The 18,141-nt window shown below is 68.3% G+C and carries 13 protein-coding genes; 9 read left to right on the forward strand and 4 right to left on the reverse strand.

What is annotated here, in order from left to right; translation table 11 throughout:
* Positions 1–3 precede the first annotated feature (3 nt).
* Genes hisG through hisS form a run of 3 tightly spaced genes read right to left on the reverse strand, consistent with a single transcriptional unit; the run spans position 4 to position 3,259 of the window.
* Positions 4–696: an ATP phosphoribosyltransferase gene (gene hisG / locus AC0QTQ_RS15300; protein ID WP_480257281.1), complete on the reverse strand. Its 693-nt coding sequence runs from the start codon at positions 694–696 to the stop codon at positions 4–6.
* On the reverse strand, positions 693–1,766 hold the full coding sequence (locus AC0QTQ_RS15305; RefSeq protein ID WP_480257282.1) for an ATP phosphoribosyltransferase regulatory subunit: 1,074 nt from the start codon (positions 1,764–1,766) through the stop codon (positions 693–695). The genes hisG and AC0QTQ_RS15305 overlap by 4 nt, the downstream gene beginning before the upstream one ends.
* On the reverse strand, positions 1,766–3,259 hold the full coding sequence (hisS, locus tag AC0QTQ_RS15310; RefSeq protein WP_480257283.1) for a histidine--tRNA ligase: 1,494 nt from the start codon (positions 3,257–3,259) through the stop codon (positions 1,766–1,768). Before hisS ends, AC0QTQ_RS15305 begins: the two co-directional genes overlap by 1 nt.
* A gap of 73 nt (positions 3,260–3,332) precedes the next feature.
* Here hisS and AC0QTQ_RS15315 point away from each other — a divergent pair, with 73 nt between their 5' ends.
* On the forward strand, positions 3,333–3,539 hold the full coding sequence (locus AC0QTQ_RS15315; RefSeq protein WP_121532571.1) for a SlyX family protein: 207 nt from the start codon (positions 3,333–3,335) through the stop codon (positions 3,537–3,539).
* 33 nt (positions 3,540–3,572) lie between these two features.
* Here AC0QTQ_RS15315 and dnaE read toward each other — a convergent pair whose 3' ends face one another.
* Positions 3,573–7,073: a DNA polymerase III subunit alpha gene (dnaE, locus tag AC0QTQ_RS15320; protein ID WP_480257284.1), complete on the reverse strand. Its 3,501-nt coding sequence runs from the start codon at positions 7,071–7,073 to the stop codon at positions 3,573–3,575.
* A gap of 218 nt (positions 7,074–7,291) precedes the next feature.
* Here dnaE and xdhA point away from each other — a divergent pair, with 218 nt between their 5' ends.
* The 8 genes from xdhA (at position 7,292) to AC0QTQ_RS15360 (ending at position 18,068) form a co-directional block, all read left to right on the forward strand.
* The gene (gene xdhA / locus AC0QTQ_RS15325; RefSeq protein ID WP_480257285.1) at positions 7,292–8,680 is read left to right on the forward strand and encodes a xanthine dehydrogenase small subunit; all 1,389 of its coding nucleotides are present in this window, start codon (positions 7,292–7,294) and stop codon (positions 8,678–8,680) included.
* A complete protein-coding gene (xdhB, locus tag AC0QTQ_RS15330) occupies positions 8,677–11,025 on the forward strand; it encodes a xanthine dehydrogenase molybdopterin binding subunit (protein ID WP_480257286.1) in 2,349 nt (782 codons plus the stop codon). The genes xdhA and xdhB overlap by 4 nt, the downstream gene beginning before the upstream one ends.
* Entirely contained in the window at positions 11,022–11,966 is a 945-nt protein-coding gene (gene xdhC, locus AC0QTQ_RS15335) for a xanthine dehydrogenase accessory protein XdhC (RefSeq protein WP_480257287.1), read from the forward strand. The genes xdhB and xdhC overlap by 4 nt, the downstream gene beginning before the upstream one ends.
* On the forward strand, positions 11,966–13,483 hold the full coding sequence (locus AC0QTQ_RS15340; RefSeq protein ID WP_121532563.1) for an ABC transporter ATP-binding protein: 1,518 nt from the start codon (positions 11,966–11,968) through the stop codon (positions 13,481–13,483). Before xdhC ends, AC0QTQ_RS15340 begins: the two co-directional genes overlap by 1 nt.
* A complete protein-coding gene (locus tag AC0QTQ_RS15345) occupies positions 13,480–14,559 on the forward strand; it encodes an ABC transporter permease (RefSeq protein WP_121532561.1) in 1,080 nt (359 codons plus the stop codon). Before AC0QTQ_RS15340 ends, AC0QTQ_RS15345 begins: the two co-directional genes overlap by 4 nt.
* Positions 14,556–15,488: an ABC transporter permease gene (locus AC0QTQ_RS15350; protein ID WP_113902000.1), complete on the forward strand. Its 933-nt coding sequence runs from the start codon at positions 14,556–14,558 to the stop codon at positions 15,486–15,488. Before AC0QTQ_RS15345 ends, AC0QTQ_RS15350 begins: the two co-directional genes overlap by 4 nt.
* Before the next feature lie 43 nt (positions 15,489–15,531).
* Positions 15,532–16,614, forward strand: coding sequence for a BMP family ABC transporter substrate-binding protein (locus AC0QTQ_RS15355; protein ID WP_480257288.1), 1,083 nt, complete (start codon positions 15,532–15,534; stop codon positions 16,612–16,614).
* 170 nt (positions 16,615–16,784) lie between these two features.
* The gene (locus AC0QTQ_RS15360; protein WP_480257289.1) at positions 16,785–18,068 is read left to right on the forward strand and encodes an NAD(P)/FAD-dependent oxidoreductase; all 1,284 of its coding nucleotides are present in this window, start codon (positions 16,785–16,787) and stop codon (positions 18,066–18,068) included.
* The last annotated feature ends 73 nt before the right edge of the window (positions 18,069–18,141 follow it).

Consider the following 18,141-nt stretch of genomic DNA (forward strand, 5'->3'; position numbering starts at 1 on the left):
CGCTCAAACCCCGAGCTGTGCGATCAGCGCCGCGCGCGGCGCCTCGAGCCCCGCCCAATCGGCCATGCGCGAGGCGAAGAGCGTCGCCTGCGAGCTGTGAATAAGCCCGTCCGACAGGATCTTCAGGTGGTTCGCCCGCAGCGTCTCGCCCGACGAGGTGATGTCGGCGATCGCCTCGGCGGTGAGGTTCTTCACCGTGCCCTCGGTCGCGCCCTGGCTGTCGACCAACTGCCAGTCGGCAATCCCCTCGCGGGTCAGGAACTCGCGCACCAGACGGTGATATTTCGTCGCGATCCGCAACCGGTGACCATGCGCCGCACGGAAGGCATGCGCGGCGGCATCCAGATCCTCGAGCGTGTCGACATCGGCCCAGCAGGCCGGCACCGCGATGATCAGATCGGCATGGCCGAAGCCCATCGGCGCCAGCTCCTCGACCAGCGTCTGCCAGTCGGCGAGCTTGTCGCGCACGAGGTCGGACCCCGTCACGCCCAGATGGATGCGCCCCGCGGCCAGCTCGCGCGGGATCTCGCCCGCCGAGAGCAGCACGAGTTCGACCTTCTCGGCGCCATCGACAGCGCCCGCATATTCGCGCTCCGACCCGGTGCGGCGCAGGCGGATGCCCCGCTCGGCGAACCAGTCGAAGGTCTTCTCCATCAGCCGCCCCTTCGAGGGCACGCCCAGCTTGATCGCGCTCATGCCTGCGCCTCCAGATCGGCCACCAGCCCCGGACGGATCACCCCGCCCACGGCCGGAATCTCGCGCCCCTGCCCGAGGAAGCGGGTCAGCGCGTCATAGCGCCCGCCCGAGGCCACCGGCGGCAGCGCCGGATCGGCGGCGGTGAAGGTGAAGACGAAGCCGTCGTAATATTCCATCGTGGTGCGGCCGTGGCTCGCCTCGAAGCGCAGCGCCGAGGTGTCGATGCCGCGCGCGGCCATCGCGGCCAGGCGCCGCTCGAGCCGGGCGATCGCCGGCGGCAGCGCGGCGATGCCAAGCGCCGACAGCCGCGCGGGGGCCTCTTCGGCCGGGCAGCTCAGCGCGAAGAGCGCGTCAAGCTGTGCGACGACCTCGGTCGGGATCGGCGCGGCGGCGGCATCGGCGCGCAGCACGGCGATACGCGCCGCCATCTCCTCGGGGCTGCGCAGCCCGATCCAGGGCGCACCCTCGGGCGCCCCGGCGGACAGCAGCGCGGCGCGCCCGCCCGGCACCGGGGTGATCCCCGCATAGCGCTGCAACAGGCCGTGGAAGCGACGCGGCCGCCAGATGTGACGAGCAAGCGCCGCCTTGCGCGGCGCAATGGTGTCGATGCCCTCGACCGCGGCGCGCAGGATGCCGATGTCGCCGATCGTGCTGGTCAGCCGCAGATGCGCCAGCAGCCGGGCGAAGAGCGCAAAGACCTCGGCATCGGCGGCCTCGGGGTCCTCGCGGTCGAAGACCTCGTAGCCCGCCTGCAGATATTCGTTCGCCCGCGCCACGCCGCGGTGATCCTGACGGCGGAAGACCTCGCCCATGTAGCAATAGCGCGCAGGTTCCGCCCCGCCCGCCATGTGCGCCTCGACCACCGGCACGGTGAAGTCGGGGCGCAGCATCATCTCGCCGCGCAGCGGGTCCGAGGTGACATAGGCGCGGGCGCGGATATCCTCGCCGTAAAGGTCAAGCAGGGTCTCGGCCGGCTGCAGGATGTCGGGCGTGACCTCGGCGGCGCCGGCACGCAGGAAGGCGCCCAGAAGGCGCTCGCCGATCTCGCGGGAACGGGGTTTCGACGCCATCACAGGCCCAGCCCCAGCATGCGCTTCACCGTGGCGACCATCTCGTCGCGCGGCACTTCGACCTGCGCGGGCTGGTTCTTCCACTCCTCGAGGCTGGCCGAGGCGGCGATCTTCGCGCCGAGCACCAGGTCCTTGATCTGCACGACGCCGCGCGCGGCCTCGTCGGTGCCCTGGATGATCGCGACCGGGCTCTCGCGCTTGTCGGCGTATTTGAGCTGATTGCCGAAGTTCTTCGGATTGCCCAGATAGACCTCGGCGCGCAGCCCGGCGCGACGCAGCTCGGAGGCCATGGCGAGGTAATCGCCCATCCGGTCGCGGTCCATCACCGTCACGACGACGGGGCCCTGTGCCGTGCCACCGATCCGCCCCTTGGCGCGCAGCGCGGCCCGCAGCCGGTCGACGCCGATCGAGACGCCGGTCGCCGGCACGGTCTGGCCGGTGAAGCGCTTGACGAGGTCGTCATAGCGCCCGCCGCCCGCGACCGACCCGAAGGAGCGCTTGCGCCCCTTCTCGTCGAGGATCTCGAAGGTCAGTTCGGCCTCGAACACCGGGCCGGTATAATAGCCAAGCCCGCGCACCACCGAGGGGTCGATGACGATGCGGTCCGGGCCATAGCCCTGCCCGTCGAGAAGCGCGGCGATGAGTTCAAGCTCGTCCACCCCCTCGGCGCCAAGGGCCGAGCCCGCGACCAGCTCGCGCAGCCGCGCGACGGTGGCGGCGCCGGTGTCGCGCTTGGCCTCCATGAAGCCCATCACCACGTCGGCCTGTTCATTCGTCAGCCCGGCGCCCTTGGTGAAGTCGCCCGACTCGTCAAGCCGCCCCTTGCCGATCAGCGCGCGCACGCCCGTCTCGCCGAACTTGTCGAACTTGTCGATCGCGCGCAGCACGATGCCACGCTCGGCCGCGAACTTCTCGGGGTCGGTCGGGTCGAGCACGCCCGCCACTTCCATCACCCCGTTCAGCACCTTGCGGTTGTTCACCCGCACGACATAGTCGCCGCGCGGAATGCCCACGGCTTCCAGCGCATCGGCCAGCATGCCGCAGATCTCGGCATCGGCCGCGACCGACGGCGCGCCCACGGTGTCGGCGTCGCATTGATAGAACTGGCGGAAGCGGCCGGGGCCGGGCTTCTCGTTGCGCCAGACCGGGCCCATCGTATAGCGCCGGTAGGGGCTGGGCAGGTCATTGCGGAACTGCGCCGCGACGCGCGCGAGCGGCGCCGTCATGTCATAGCGCAGCGCCAGCCAGTCGCCGCCCTCGTCCTGCCAGGCGAAAACGCCCTCGTTCGGCCGGTCGACATCGGGCAGGAACTTGCCCAGTGCCTCGACCGTCTCGACCGCCGAGGTTTCCAGCGGGTCGAAGCCATGCGCGCGATAGACGTCCGCGATGGTGGCGAGCATTTCGGTCCGCTCGGTCACTTCCGAGCCGAAATAGTCGCGAAACCCCTTCGGCGTTTCCGCGCGCGGACGGCGCGGTTTCTTCTCGCTGGACATGGTCTTGCACCCGATCGTTTCTCGGGCGAGGGTGTAGCGGATGGGCTGCCGCGCGGCAAGCGCCGGAGGGAAAATGACGGACCGGATCGAGCGGCTCGAGGAACAGATGGCGTTCCTCGTGAAGACGGTGGATGAGCTGAGCGACGTCGTCGCCCGGCAGGAGCGCGAGATCGCACGCCTGTCGCGCGGTCTCGGGATGCTGATGGAGCGCGAGGCCGAGCGCGAATTTTCGGACGGCGGGCAGATCCCGCTCGCCGACCAGAAGCCGCCGCATTACTGACGCACGGCCGGCCCGGCCCGGACCGCCCCGGGCTCAGATCTCCTCGACCAGCGCCACGCCACGCAGCGAGCGGATCGCGCCCTTCACCTTCGGGTTCACCGGGAACTCCTTGCCGGCGCACAGCTGATAGCGGCAATTGCGCTCGCTGTCGTACACGGTGAAATGCACCGGCCCGCGCGAGCGCACCTTGCCCTCGCCGCTGATCCGCTCGAGCAGCGACGCGATCGAGCCCACGGCCTCGGGCGTCTCGACATGGATCATCAGCCCGGTGCTGCCGGCATCGGCGGTGACCTGGTCGATCGGCTGCGCGCCCTGCGCGAGCATCTTCACCGTCTCGCCCTCGACATCGACCTTGACCGTCAGCACCACCGCCTGCCCGGGTTCGAGGTATTGCCGCGTGGCCTCGAGCGTGTCGGAAAACACCGTCACCTCGAAGGGGCCGGTCGGGTCCGACATCGAGACGAAGGCGAAACGGTTGCCCTTCGCCGACTTCCGTTCCTGCCGCACGGCGACCTGGCCCGCGATCTTGCCGATGAACGGCCCGCCTTGCGCCTTGGCCGCGATCTCGGCCAGGGTCATCACGTTTTTGCGTTTCAGCGCAGGTAGATAGTCGTCAAGCGGGTGGCCCGACAGATAGAAACCGATGGCCTTGTGCTCTTCCGCCAGCCGCTCGGAGGGCAGCCAGTCGTCGACATCGGCAATCCGCGGCGGCGGCAGATCGTCGCCCGCATCACCAAAGAGCGACACCTGCGCCGAGGCCTTGGCCTCGGCCACCGCGGCTGACCAGGCCATCAGCCCCTCAAGGCTTTCGAACACCCGCCGCCGGTTCGGGTCGAGCTGGTCGAAGGCGCCGGCGCGGGCCAGCATCTCGAGCGGCCGCTTGCCGATCCGCTTCAGATCGCAGCGCCGGGCAAAGTCGAACAGGTCGCGGAACGGCATGTCGTCGCGCGCCTCGACGATCAGCTTCATCGCCTCGACACCGACGTTCTTCAGCGCGCCGAGCGCATAGACAAGCTGCTGGTTCACCACGTCGAAGGTGGCGAGCGAGCGGTTCACGCAGGGCGGCACCACGGTGATGCCAAGCGCGCGCCGCACCTCGCCCATATAGGTCGAGAGCTTGTCGGTCAGATGGATATCGCAGTTCATCACGCCGGCCATGAACTCGACCGGGTGGTTCGCCTTCAGCCAGGCGGTCTGATAGGAGACCAGCGCATAGGCGGCGGCGTGCGACTTGTTGAAGCCGTAGTTCGCGAATTTCTCGAGCAGGTCGAAGACCTCGCCGGCCTTCTTCGCGTCGATGTTGTGGGTCTTCTTCGCGCCCTCGATGAACTTCGGGCGCTCCTTCGCCATCTCCTCGGCGATCTTCTTGCCCATGGCGCGGCGCAGAAGGTCGGCGCCGCCCAGCGAATAGCCCGCCATGACCTGGGCGATCTGCATCACCTGTTCCTGATAGACGATGATGCCCTGCGTTTCCTTCAGGATCGGGTCGATCGTCGGGTGCAGCGATTCGAGCGGCCGCAGCCCGTGCTTGACCTCGCAATAGACCGGGATGTTCTCCATCGGGCCCGGACGATACAGCGCCACAAGCGCCACGATATCCTCGATGCAGGTCGGCTTCATGCGCCGCAGCGCGTCCATCATCCCCGTCGATTCCACCTGGAACACGGCGACGGTATGGGCGCGGGCGTAAAGATCATAGGTCTTCGCGTCGTCGATCGGGATCGCGTTGATCTGGTTCTCGGCGCCCTCGGCAGGCTCGTAGAGCGTGTTGCCCGCGGCATCGACATGCAGCGGCCGGCCCGACTTGCGGATCAGGTTCACCGCGTTCTGGATCACGGTGAGCGTCTTCAGCCCGAGGAAGTCGAACTTCACCAGACCGGCCTTTTCCACCCATTTCATGTTGAACTGGCTGGCCGGCATGTCCGAGCGCGGATCCTGGTACAGCGGCACCAGCTCGTCGAGCGGCCGGTCGCCGATCACCACGCCCGCGGCGTGGGTCGAGGCGTTGCGCAACAGCCCCTCGATCTGCTGGGCATAGTTCAGAAGGCGGCCGACGACCTCTTCCTTCGCCGCCTCGCGCAGGCGGGGCTCGTCGGCCAGGGCCTTCTCGATCGAGACCGGCTTCACCCCCTCGACCGGGATCATCTTCGACAGCTTGTCGACCTGGCCATAGGACATCTGCAGCACGCGCCCGACGTCGCGCACCGCGGCCTTCGACAGCAGCGCCCCGAAGGCGGCGATCTGGCCCACCTTGTTGCGCCCGTATTTCTGCTGCACGTATCTGATCACCTCTTCGCGGCGGTCCATGCAGAAGTCGACGTCGAAGTCGGGCATCGAGACGCGTTCCGGGTTCAGGAAGCGTTCGAACAGCAGCGCATAGCGCATCGGGTCGAGGTCGGTGATCGTCAGCGCATAGGCGACAAGCGAGCCCGCGCCCGAGCCACGCCCCGGCCCGACCGGGATGTCATGCGCCTTGCCCCATTTGATGAAGTCGGCCACGATCAGGAAGTAGCCGGGGAAGCCCATCTGCTCGATGATGCCCAGCTCGAATTTCAGCCGCTCCTCGTATTCCTCGACCGGGCAGGCATGCGGGATCACCGCAAGCCGGTTCTTCAGCCCTTCCCAGGCCTGGCGGCGCAGCTCCTCGACCTCGTTATCGGCGAATTTCGGCAGCAGCGGCGGACGCTTGTAGACGGCGAAGGCACAGCGTTTCGCGATCTCGACGGTGTTCTCCACCGCCTCCGGCAGGTCGGCGAACAGCGCGACCATCTCCGCCTCGGACTTGAAGTAATGCTGCGGCGTCAGGCGCCGGCGCGGCTCGATCTGGTCGACATAGGTGCCCTCGGCAATGCACAGCATCGCGTCATGCGCCTCGAACATCTCGGTCTTCGGGAAGAACACCTCGTTCGTCGCGACGATCGGCAGTCCCATCTCATAGGCCAGCTCCAGGAAGGGCCGCTCGGTCGCCCGCTCGCCGTCCATCAGCCGCCCGCCCTCGCCCGGATGGCGCTGCAGCTCGACATAGAGCCGGTCGGGATAGATCGCGGCGAGCCGTTCGAGGAAGGCCCGCGCCTTCGGCAGCTGGCCGGACTGGATGAGCTTGCCCACCGGCCCCTCGGCGCCACCGGTCAGGCAGATGATCCCCTCGGAATGCGCCTGCAGATCCTCGAGCGACACCTGCGGCAGCATCCCGTTCTTGTCGATGTAAAGACAGGTCGAGAGCTTCATCAGGTTCATGTAGCCCGCTTCGGACTGCGCCAGCAGCACGACGGGGGCGGGCAGCTTCGGCTTCTCGCCCGGCCGGCTCTCCTCGAAGGTCACATCGGTCTGACAGCCCATGATCGGCTGCAGCCCGTACTCCTTCGCGGTGGTGCAGAACTCGAGCGCCGAGAACATGACATTGGTGTCGGTGACGGCGACGGCGGGGATCTTCGCCGCATCGCACATCTTGATCAGCTTCTTCACCGGCATCGCGCCCTCGAGCAGCGAATATTCGGTGTGCACGCGCAGGTGGATGAATCGGGGATCGGCCATGGCGGCACGATAAGCGGGTGCGGCGGCGGGCGGAAGAGGGCGCACCGCCGCCGGCATGCCTGAAATTTAATCAACAGGTCAAAATTCTCGCAGCGTTCTGCGCCCCTGCCCTTGCCAAGACCCGGCGCTTGGGTTTTGCTGGTCGGATGGGAGAGCCCCCCGCTCTATGCCGCATCGGGCGCGGGGTCGAAAACATCGGTATCGCGGCGGACATGACCATGGAAATCTCGTTTCTTCTGAACGGAGAAACCCGGGTGGCGCGGTTCGAAGAGCCCACCCTCAGCGTGCTCGACTGGCTGCGCGCCGAGGGGCTGACCGGCACCAAGGAAGGCTGCAACGAAGGTGATTGCGGCGCCTGCACGGTGATGGTGAGCGACGCCACGGGGGCACGCGCGGTGAATGCCTGCCTGATGATGATGCCTCAGATCGCCGGCAAGGCGCTGCGCACGGTCGAGGGCATCGCCGCCCCCGACGGCACCCTGCACCCGGTGCAGAAGGCGATGGTCGAATGCCACGGCAGCCAGTGCGGCTTCTGCACCCCGGGCTTCGTCGTCTCGATGGCGACCGCACACCTGAACCACCGGACCGATCACGACGACATCCTTGCCGGCAACCTGTGCCGCTGCACCGGCTATGCGCCGATCATCCGCGCCGCCGAAGCGGCAAAGGATGCCCCCGCCGCCGACTGGCTCGCGGCCGACCGCGCCTTCACCTTGCCTGAAGCACCTTCGGGGGCGCGGGGGCAGACAGCCCCCGCCTTCCTGCCCCGCTCCGCAGACGAGCTGGCCGCCTGGTATCCCGCCCACCCCGAGGCGGTGCTGATCGCCGGCGCGACCGATGTCGGGCTGTGGGTGACGAAACAGCTCCGCACCCTGCCCGAGGTTGCCTTCCTCGGCGGCTGTACCGATCTTGCCGAGATCACCGAGACCGAGACCGGCTTCACCATCGGCGCCGGTGTCACCATCGCCGCGCTGCGGGCCTGGGCCGCCGGGCCGCATCCGGCGCTCGCGGGGCTGCTGCGCCGCTTCGCCTCGGAACAGGTGCGCCAGGCCGCGACGATCGGCGGCAATATCGCCAACGGCTCGCCGATCGGGGATGGCCCGCCGGCGCTGATTGCCATGGGCGCCACCCTGACCCTGCGCCTTGGCGACACCCGCCGCAGCCTGCCGCTCGAGGAGTTCTTCCTCGATTACCGCAAGCAGGACCGCCGCCCGGGCGAATTCGTCGAGAGCATCAGCGTGCCGAAATCGGCGCCGGGGCTTGCCTGCTACAAACTGTCGAAAAGGTTCGATCAGGACATTTCTGCTGTCTGCGGCTGCTTCAATCTGACCGTTGAAGGTTCGAAAATTGCAAGCGCGCGGATCGCCTTCGGCGGCATGGCCGGGGTGCCGAAACGCGCCTTGGCGCTCGAGGCGGCGCTGACCGGCGCGCCCTTCACCGAAGCGGCCGTCACCGCCGCCCTGCCCAGCTTGGCCGAGGATTTCGCGCCGATGAGCGACATGCGCGCCTCGGCTGCCTACCGGATGCAGGCCGCGCAGGCGATGGCGCTGCGCTATCTCCGCGAGCGCTCGGGCGAGCCTGTCTCGGTGCTGGAGGTGCAGGCATGAGCGTCGGCGCCCCCCTGCCCCATGACTCGGCCGAGCTGCACGTCACCGGCCGCGCACGCTATGTCGACGACATCCCCTGCCCGGCTGGCACGCTGCATCTGGCCTTCGGTCTCTCGACCGAGGCAAGCGCCGTGATCGAGGAGATGGACCTTGCCGCCGTGCGGCAAAGCCCGGGCGTGGTCGCGGTGTTGACCGCAGCCGACATGCCCTTTGCCAACGATGCCTCGCCCGCGCCGCTGCCCGAACCCGTTCTGGCCGAGGGCGAGGTGCATTACATCGGCCAGCCGATGTTCCTTGTCGTCGCCGAAAGCCACCGCGCCGCCCGCATCGCGGCGCGCAGGGGCCGGATCCGCTATGCCCCCCGCACGCCGATCCTGACGCTCGACGCGGCGCTTGCGGCGAACAGCCGGTTCGAGGGCGGGCCGGTGGTGTGGTCGCGCGGCGAGGTCGAGCCGGCGCTGGCCCAAGCCACCCATCTCGTCGAAGGCACGGTCGAGATCGGCGGTCAGGAGCATTTCTATCTGGAAGGCCAGGCGGCGCTGGCCCTGCCCGAGGACGTGGGCGTCACCATCCGCTGTTCCTCGCAGCACCCGACCGAGGTGCAGCACAAGGTGGCCGAGGCGCTCGGCCTGCACATGCACGACGTGCGGGTCGAGATGCGGCGCATGGGCGGCGGCTTCGGCGGCAAGGAGAGCCAGGGCAATCACCTGGCCATTGCCTGCGCGGTGGCGGCGCGGCTGACCGGGCGGGCATGCAAGATGCGCTACGACCGCGACGATGACATGGTCATCACCGGCAAGCGCCACGATTTCCGCATCCACTACCGGATCGGCGCCGATGCCGAAGGCAGGCTGCTGGGGGCCGAGTTCATCCAGCTGGCCCGCTGCGGCTGGTCGCCCGACCTCAGCCTGCCGGTCTGCGACCGGGCGATGCTGCACGCCGACAATGCCTATTTCATCCCGGCGCTGCGGGTCGAGAGCCACCGGCTGCGCACCAACACCCAGTCGAACACCGCCTATCGCGGCTTCGGCGGGCCGCAGGGGATGCTGGGTATCGAGCGCGCGATGGAGCATCTGGCGCATGTGATCGGGATCGAGCCCGCCGAGCTGCGCCGTCGCAACTTCTATGACGAGGCCGCGCCCCTATCGCCGGCGGCGGGGCCGTCTGCCCCCCCGAGCCCCTCCGAGAGCATTTCGGCCAGGAAAAAGCAGGCGACCCATTACGGTCAGGAGGTGGAGGATTTCATCCTGCACGGGCTGCTGGCGGACCTGGAAAAATCAAGCGATTACGCCGCCCGCAAGGCCGAGATCGCCGTCTGGAACAGCCAAAATCGAACCTTGAAGCGCGGCATCGCGCTGAGCCCGGTGAAATTCGGCATCTCCTTCACGCTCACCCATCTGAACCAGGCCGGCGCGCTGGTGCATGTCTATTCCGACGGTTCGGTCCTGCTCAATCACGGCGGCACCGAGATGGGACAGGGGCTGCACCGCAAGGTCTGTCAGGTCGCGGCGCGAGTCTTCGGCATCGACAGCGAGGCCGTTCGGATCACCGCGAGCGACACCGCGAAGGTGCCCAACACCTCGGCCACGGCGGCCTCGTCGGGGGCCGACATGAACGGCATGGCGGTGCAGGCCGCCTGCGAGACGGTGCGCGAGCGGCTGGCGGGGTTCGTGGCGGCGCGCGAGGGCTGCGCGCCGGGCGAGGTGGTCTTTGCCGGGGGCCGCGTCGCGGTGCCGGGCAAGGACTGGTCCTTTGCCGAGGTGGCGCTGGCCGCCTATGGCGCGCGGGTGTCGCTGTCCTCGACCGGTTTCTATGCCACGCCGAAGATCAGCTGGGACCGCGTCGCCGGGCGCGGCCGGCCGTTCTATTACTTCGCCTATGGCGCGGCGGTGACCGAGGTGGTGATCGACACGCTGACCGGCGAGAACCGGATCCTGCGCACCGACATCCTGCATGACGCGGGATCGTCGCTGAACCCGGCGCTCGACATCGGACAGGTCGAGGGCGCCTATGTGCAGGGTGCGGGCTGGCTGACCACCGAGGAGCTGGTGTGGAACGCGAAGGGGCAGCTGACGACGCACGCCCCCTCGACCTACAAGATCCCGGCCTGTTCCGACCGGCCGCGGGTGTTCAACGTGCGGCTCTGGGATGCGCCGAACCGCGAGGAGACGGTGTTCCGCTCGAAGGCCGTGGGCGAGCCGCCCTTCATGCTGGGGATTTCGGCTTTCCTTGCGCTGAACGCGGCCTGCGCGGCCTGTGGCCCGGCCTGGCCCGATCTGCAGGCACCGGCGACAGCCGAGGCGGTGCTGGCCGCCGTCGCCCGGGCCCGGGGCGCGGCAGCATGAGCCTCGATCCCGACGCGCTGATCCGGGCCGCCGCGCGCGGCCCCTTCGTGCGCATCACCGTGGCCGAGGTGCGCGGTTCCGCCCCGCGCGAGCCGGGCGCGGCGATGCTGGTCTGGCCCGACCGCACCGAGGGCACGATCGGTGGCGGGCGACTGGAATTCGAGGCGATCGCGCGCGCCCGTGCGACGCTGGCCCCGCATCTCGAGCGCATTGCGCTTGGGCCGGCGATGGGGCAGTGCTGCGGCGGCGCCGTGGTGCTGGCCTATGAGCCGATGACGGCCGCGACGGTCGCCGCCCTTGCCCCGGGCTGGCATGCGCGCCCGGTGGGCGGGCCGGCCGAGATGCCGCTCGCGCTGCGCCGGGCCCTTGCCCGCGCCCGCGACCGCGGCGAGGCCCCTGCCCTGCTGATCGAGGGCTGGCTGATCGAGGAGGTCGCGCCGCGCGCGACCGAGCTGTGGATCTGGGGCGCGGGCCATGTCGGGCGGGCGCTCGCCGGCGTGCTGGCCCCGCTGCCCGGGCTGCGGCTTCGCTGGGCCGACACCGGGGCCGAGCGTTTTCCCGAGGTGATCCCCGAGGGCGTCGAGACGCTGATCGCCGAGAACCCCGCCGATCTTGTTCCGCTTGCCCCCCTGAGCGCGCGCCACCTGATCCTGACCTATTCCCACGCGCTTGATTTCGAGCTGTGCCACCGCCTGCTCGACCACGGCTTTGCCGCCTGCGGGCTGATCGGCTCGGCGACGAAATGGGCAAGGTTCCGGTCCAGACTGGCAGATCTGGGCCATTCCGAAGCCCAAATTTCCCGCATTGCCTGTCCGATAGGCGATCCGACCTTCGGGAAGGCACCGCAGGCCATTGCGATTTCGGTCGCCGCCGCGCTACTGAGAGAGTTGAGCGCCACAAGAGCCGGAACGGCCAGCAGATTGGAAGGACGCGCCGGGTGATGGGGACAACACTTCTGAAGATCGAGGGCCTGACCAAGGCCTATCCCGGGGTCGTGGCCAATGACGGCGTCGGATTCGAGGTCGGCCGCGGCGAGGTGCACGCGCTTCTGGGCGAGAACGGTGCCGGCAAATCGACGCTGGTGAAGATGATCTACGGCCTCGTGAAGCCCGATTCGGGCACGATGACCTTCAACGGCGCCCCCTACACCCCGGCCGAACCGCGCGCGGCGCGGCTGTCGGGTGTGGCGATGGTGTTTCAGCACTTCTCGCTCTTTGAGGCGCTGAACGTGGCCGAGAATGTCGCCCTCGGCATGGAGAACCCACCGCCGCTGCGCGACCTTGCGCGCCGCATCCGCGAGATCTCGGCCGCCTACGGGCTGCCGCTCGACCCCGAGCGGCTGGTGGGCGATCTGTCTGCGGGCGAGCGCCAGCGCGTCGAGATCATCCGCTGCCTGCTGCAGGACCCGAAGCTGCTGATCATGGACGAACCGACCTCGGTCTTGACGCCGCAGGAGGTCGACATCCTCTTTCACACCCTGCGCAAACTGTCGTCCGAGGGCACGGCGATCCTCTACATCAGCCACAAGCTCGAGGAGATCCGCAGCCTGTGCGATGGCGCGACGATCCTGCGCGGCGGCAAGGTGGTGGGCTCTTGCGTGCCGCGCGAGAAGACCGCGCGCGAGCTGGCCGAGATGATGGTGGGCGGCGAGTTCACCACCACCGACCGCAGCGGCCGCGCGCTTGGCGCGACGATCTTCGAGGTCAAGGCGCTCTCCCTGCCCTCGATGTCGCAATTCGGCCCGTCGCTGCGCGAGGTGTCGCTGTCGCTGCGCGCGGGCGAGGTGCTGGGCATCGGCGGCGTCGCCGGCAACGGCCAGGAGGAACTTCTGGCCACGCTCTCGGGCGAGGTGCCCTCGGCCCCCGGCACGGTGAAACTGCACGGGCAGGACATCTCCGACCTCGGGCCGAACGACCGGCGCCGGCTGGGCCTGCAGGGGGCGCCGGAAGAGCGGCTCGGCCATGCCGCCGTGCCGAACATGAGCCTGACCGACAATGCGTTGCTGACCGGCACGGTGCGCCGGCCGCTGACCCGCAAGGGCTTCCTCGACATGACCGCGGCGCGGCTTTTCGCCGAGGAGATCATCCAGGCCTTCGACGTGCGTACGCCCGGCCCGCATGTGGCGGCGCGCGCGCTCTCGGGCGGGAACCTGCAGAAATTCGTGATCGGCCGCGAGGTGTTGCAAGCGCCCGAGGTGCTGATCGTGAACCAACCGACCTGGGGCGTCGATGCGGCCGCGGCCGCGGCGATCCGGCAGGCGCTTCTGGACCTTGCCGCGAAGGGCGCGGCGGTGATCGTGATCTCGCAAGACCTTGACGAACTGATGGAAATTGCCGACCGCTTCTGCGCGCTGAACGAGGGGCGGCTCAGCGATCCGCGCCCGACCGAGGGGCTGACGATCGACGAGATCGGGCTGATGCTGGGCGGGGCCCATGGAATGGCGGAGGCGGCGCAATGATCCGGCTGGTGAAACGGCCCGTGCCCTCGAAGGCATGGTCCTGGGCGACGCCCCTGATTGCCGTTCTGGCGACGATGATCGCCGGCGGCATCCTGTTCGCGGCGCTTGGCAAGAACCCGGTCGAGGCTATCCGGGTGATCTTCTGGGATCCGCTCTTCGGCCCGAACGCGGGCTATTTCCGCGGCCAGCTCCTGGTGAAGGCGGCGCCCCTGATCCTGATCGCCTCGGGGCTTGCCGTGGGCTTCCGGGCCGGGATCTGGAACATCGGTGCGGAAGGCCAATACATCATCGGCGCGATCTGCGGCGCGGCGCTGGCGCTCGCCGTCTATCCCACCGAAAGTGCGTGGCTGTTCCCGGCGATGGTGATCCTCGGCGCGCTTGGCGGGTTCCTCTGGGGGCTGATCCCCGCCCTTCTGAAGGTGATCTTCGGCACGAACGAGATCCTCGTCTCGCTGATGCTGGTCTATGTCGCACAGAACCTGCTCGCCTACATGGCCTTCGGGCCGCTGAAGAACCCCGAGGGCTATGGCTTTCCGGGCTCGCGCAACCTGCAGCAATATGCCTCGGCCCATAACCCCGAGCTGATCATGGGCACCGGCGCGCATTGGGGCGTGGTCGCGGCGCTGATCGCGGTGATCGGCGCCTATATCCTGATGCACCGCCACATCGCGGGCTTCCGCATCCGCGTCGCGGGCGAGGCGCCGCGGGCGGCGCGTTTTGCCGGCGTGGTGCCGGCGCGGCTGGTGGTGTTCTGCCTCGGGCTCTCGGGCGCGCTCGCGGGGCTTGCCGGGCTCTTCGAGGTCTCGGGCCCCTCGGGGCAGATCACCGACAGCTTCAACGCGGGCTATGGCTTCACCGCGATCATCGTCGCTTTCCTCGGCCGGCTGCACCCGATCGGCATCCTTCTCGCCGGTCTGCTGATGGCGCTCACCTATATCGGCGGCGACATGGCGCAGCTGATGCTGTCGCTGCCCTCGGCGGCGATCCAGGTGTTCCAGGGGATGCTCCTGTTCTTCCTGCTGGGCTTCGACCTGCTCACCAATTACCGTGTCCGCATCGGGAGGGCCCGCGCATGATCCTCGGCGGCATCGACATCGTCACGCTGATCGCCACGCTGATGGCGGCCTCGACCCCGGTGCTGCTGGCGGCAACGGGCGAGCTGGTGGCCGAGAAATCGGGCGTGCTGAACCTCGGCGTCGAGGGGATGATGATCATCGGCGCCGTCGCGGGCTTTGCCGCGGCCGTCGGCACCGGCAGCCCGGTGCTGGGCTTTCTGGGCGGCGCCCTTGCCGGCGCGCTGCTTGCCACCCTCTTTGCCGTGCTGACCCAGGTGTTCCTGTCGAACCAGACCGCAACCGGCCTTGCCCTCACGCTCTTCGGGCTCGGCCTGTCGGCGCTGTTCGGCAAGGGCTTCGAGGGGGTGCGGCCGCCCGCCACCGGCAAGGTGCCCTTCGGCCCGCTGAGCGAGATCCCGGGGCTTGGCCGCATCCTCTTTTCGCATGACTGGGTGGTCTATCTGTCGCTTGCCCTTGTCGTCGCGGTCTGGGCCTTTCTCAGGTTCACCCGTGCCGGGCTGATCCTGCGCGCCGTGGGCGAGAATGCCGAGGCGGCGCATGCGCTTGGCTACCGGGTCGTCGCGGTGCGGTTGATGGCGCTCGCCTTCGGCGGTGCGCTCGCCGGGATGGGCGGCGCCTATCTCAGCCTCGTGCGCGTGCCGCAATGGACCGAGGGGATGACCGCCGGCGCCGGCTGGATCGCGCTCGCCATCGTCGTCTTCGCCTCCTGGCGTGCCGGGCGGGTGCTGATCGGCGCCTATCTCTTCGGCGGCATCACCGCGCTGCAGCTGCAGCTGCAGGCCGCGGGCTATGCGATCCCGGTGCACCTGCTGTCGATGGCGCCCTATGTGCTGACCATCGTCGTGCTGGTCGTCCTGTCCGCCATCCACCGCCGCGGGGTGCAGGCCGCGCCTGCCGCCCTCGGCCGGTCGTTCCATGCCTCGACCTGAGGCAGCCATCCGGGCCTTCGGGCCTCAACCACGGGGAGTTCCCATGAACCGCAGAACCTTCCTTCAGACCACCGCCGCGACCGCCGTCGCCGCTGCCGCGGGCCTGCCCGCCCGCGCCGCCGATCCGCTGAAAGTGGGCTTCATCTATGTCGGCCCGATCGGCGACATGGGCTGGTCCTATCAGCACGATCAGGCCCGCCAGGCGATCGCGAAGGAATTCGGCGACAAGATCGTCACCACCTATGTCGAGAACGTGCCCGAGGGCCCGGACGCCGAGCGCGCCCTGACCCAGCTCGCCCTCGAGGGCAACCAGCTGATCTTCGCGACCTCCTTCGGTTTCATGGACGCCACCGTGAACGTGGCGAAGAAGTTCCCGAACGTGAAGTTCGAGCACGCCACCGGCTACAAGCGCGCCGACAACCTCGCCACCTATGACGCGCGCTTCTACGAGGGCCGCGCGATTCAGGGCACCATCGCCGGCCGGATGACGAAGAGCAACAAGATCGGCTACATCGGCTCGTTCCCGATCCCGGAAGTGGTGCAGGGCATCAACTCGGCCTACATCCACGCCAAGAAGGTGAACCCGGATGTCGAGATCAAGGTGGTCTGGGCCTACACCTGGTTCGACCCCGCGAAGGAGGCCGACGCCGCTGCCGCGCTGATCGCCGAGGGCTGCGACGTCATCATGCAGCACACCGACTCGACCGCGCCGCAGGCCAAGGCCCAGGAAGCCGGCAACGTCATCACCTTCGGTCAGGCCTCGGACATGGCGGCCTTCGCGCCGATGCCGCGCGTCACCTCGACGATCGACAACTGGGAGCCCTATTACAAGAAGCGCGTCGCGGCGATGCTCGACGGCAGCTGGACCTCGGAATCGACCTGGGGCGGGATCGGCACCGGCATGGTGAAGATCGGCGAGATCAGCTCGGCGGTACCCGCCGAGGTGAAGGCCGAGGTCGAGGCGCTCGAGGCCAAGATCGCCTCGGGCGAGTACCACCCCTTCACTGGCCCGCTGAACAAGCAGGACGGATCGGCCTGGCTCGCCGCGGGCGCGACCCCGGACGACGGCACCCTCGCCGGGATGAACTTCTTCGTCGAAGGCATCAAGGCCGAACTGCCGAAGTGATCCGCGGCCCTTGCCGCACCGAAAGGCGGGCCTCTGGCCCGCCTTTTTTCATTGGGACTTTCCCGAATTGACCTGCATCATTGCGCTTGACAGAACAATTCATCACATTCAGGTATGCGCATGTATACTGCCGTGTACCGTCGCGGCATTCAGGGAGAGAGGGAAGAGGAATGGCACATATCGTGGTTCTCGGGGCCGGGCTTGGCGGCGCCATCATGGCCTACGAGCTGCGCGACAACGTCCGCAAGGAAGACAAGATCACGGTCATCACCAAGGACCCGAAATACCATTTCGTGCCCTCGAACCCCTGGGTCGCCGTCGGCTGGCGCGACCGCACCGACATCACCGTCGACCTCGCGCCGACGATGGCGCGCAAGGACATCGATTTCGTCCCCGTCGCCGCGGCCCGCCTGCACCCCGACGAGAACCGTGTCGAGCTGGTCGACGGTCAGTCGATCTCCTACGATTACATCGTCATCGCCACCGGCCCCGAACTTGCCTTCGACGAGATCGAGGGCTTCGGCCCCGAGGGCTTCACCCAGTCGATCTGCCACGTCGATCATGCCGAGAGGGCCCGCACCGCCTTCGAGCGCTTTTGCGAAAATCCCGGTCCGATCATCATCGGCGCGGTGCAGGGGGCGAGCTGCTATGGCCCGGCCTACGAGTTCTGCTTCATCCTCGACACCGCGTTGCGCAAGATGAAGATCCGCGATCAGGTGCCGATGACCTTCATCACCTCGGAACCCTATGTCGGCCATCTCGGCCTCGACGGGGTGGGCGACACCAAGGGGCTGATGGAATCGAACCTGCGTGACAAGCACATCAAGTGGATGACCTCGTGCAAGGTGCAGAAGGTCGAGGACGGCAAGATGACCGTCGAGGAGATCGCCGACGACGGCTCCTCGAAGGGCGTGAAGGAGATGCCCTTCGGCTATGCGATGATGCTGCCCGCCTTCCGCGGTATCCCGGCGCTGATCGGGCTCGAGGGGCTGGTGAATCCGCGCGGCTTCGTGATCGTCGACAAGTATCAGCGCAACCCGAAATACCGCAACGTCTTCGGCGTCGGCGTCTGCGTCGCGATCCCGCCCGTCGCCGCCACCCCGGTGCCGGTCGGCGTGCCGAAGACCGGCTTCATGATCGAGTCGATGGTCACCGCCACCGCGCATAACATCGGCAACCTCGTGCGCGGCAGCGAGCCCGACGAGGTCGGCACCTGGAACGCGGTCTGTCTGGCCGATTTCGGCGATCAGGGCATCGCCTTCGTGGCGCAGCCGCAGATCCCGCCGCGCAACGTGAACTGGTCGGCGCAGGGCAAGTGGGTGCACTGGGCGAAGGAAGGGTTCGAGCGCTACTTCATGCACAAGCTGCGCAAGGGCACCTCGGAAACCTTCTACGAGAAGGCCGCGATGAAGATGCTCGGCATCGACAAGCTGAAGGCGACGAAGAAGGGATAAGCTCCGGAGGAGACGGGCCGACCACTCGGGCCCGGTTCGGAGCGAGCCCGCCGCGGCGGGCAAAGGAAAGGCG

This window comes from Paenirhodobacter sp. YD-8, from assembly GCF_056590935.1.

Coding starts and splice junctions, on each gene's coding strand:
- hisG (WP_480257281.1), bottom strand. CDS start 696: ATGAGCGCGATCAAGCTGGGCGTGCCCTCGAAGGGGCGGCTGATGGAG.
- AC0QTQ_RS15305 (WP_480257282.1), bottom strand. CDS start 1,766: ATGGCGTCGAAACCCCGTTCCCGCGAGATCGGCGAGCGCCTTCTGGGC.
- hisS (WP_480257283.1), bottom strand. CDS start 3,259: ATGTCCAGCGAGAAGAAACCGCGCCGTCCGCGCGCGGAAACGCCGAAG.
- AC0QTQ_RS15315 (WP_121532571.1), top strand. CDS start 3,333: ATGACGGACCGGATCGAGCGGCTCGAGGAACAGATGGCGTTCCTCGTG.
- dnaE (WP_480257284.1), bottom strand. CDS start 7,073: ATGGCCGATCCCCGATTCATCCACCTGCGCGTGCACACCGAATATTCG.
- xdhA (WP_480257285.1), top strand. CDS start 7,292: ATGGAAATCTCGTTTCTTCTGAACGGAGAAACCCGGGTGGCGCGGTTC.
- xdhB (WP_480257286.1), top strand. CDS start 8,677: ATGAGCGTCGGCGCCCCCCTGCCCCATGACTCGGCCGAGCTGCACGTC.
- xdhC (WP_480257287.1), top strand. CDS start 11,022: ATGAGCCTCGATCCCGACGCGCTGATCCGGGCCGCCGCGCGCGGCCCC.
- AC0QTQ_RS15340 (WP_121532563.1), top strand. CDS start 11,966: ATGGGGACAACACTTCTGAAGATCGAGGGCCTGACCAAGGCCTATCCC.
- AC0QTQ_RS15345 (WP_121532561.1), top strand. CDS start 13,480: ATGATCCGGCTGGTGAAACGGCCCGTGCCCTCGAAGGCATGGTCCTGG.
- AC0QTQ_RS15350 (WP_113902000.1), top strand. CDS start 14,556: ATGATCCTCGGCGGCATCGACATCGTCACGCTGATCGCCACGCTGATG.
- AC0QTQ_RS15355 (WP_480257288.1), top strand. CDS start 15,532: ATGAACCGCAGAACCTTCCTTCAGACCACCGCCGCGACCGCCGTCGCC.
- AC0QTQ_RS15360 (WP_480257289.1), top strand. CDS start 16,785: ATGGCACATATCGTGGTTCTCGGGGCCGGGCTTGGCGGCGCCATCATG.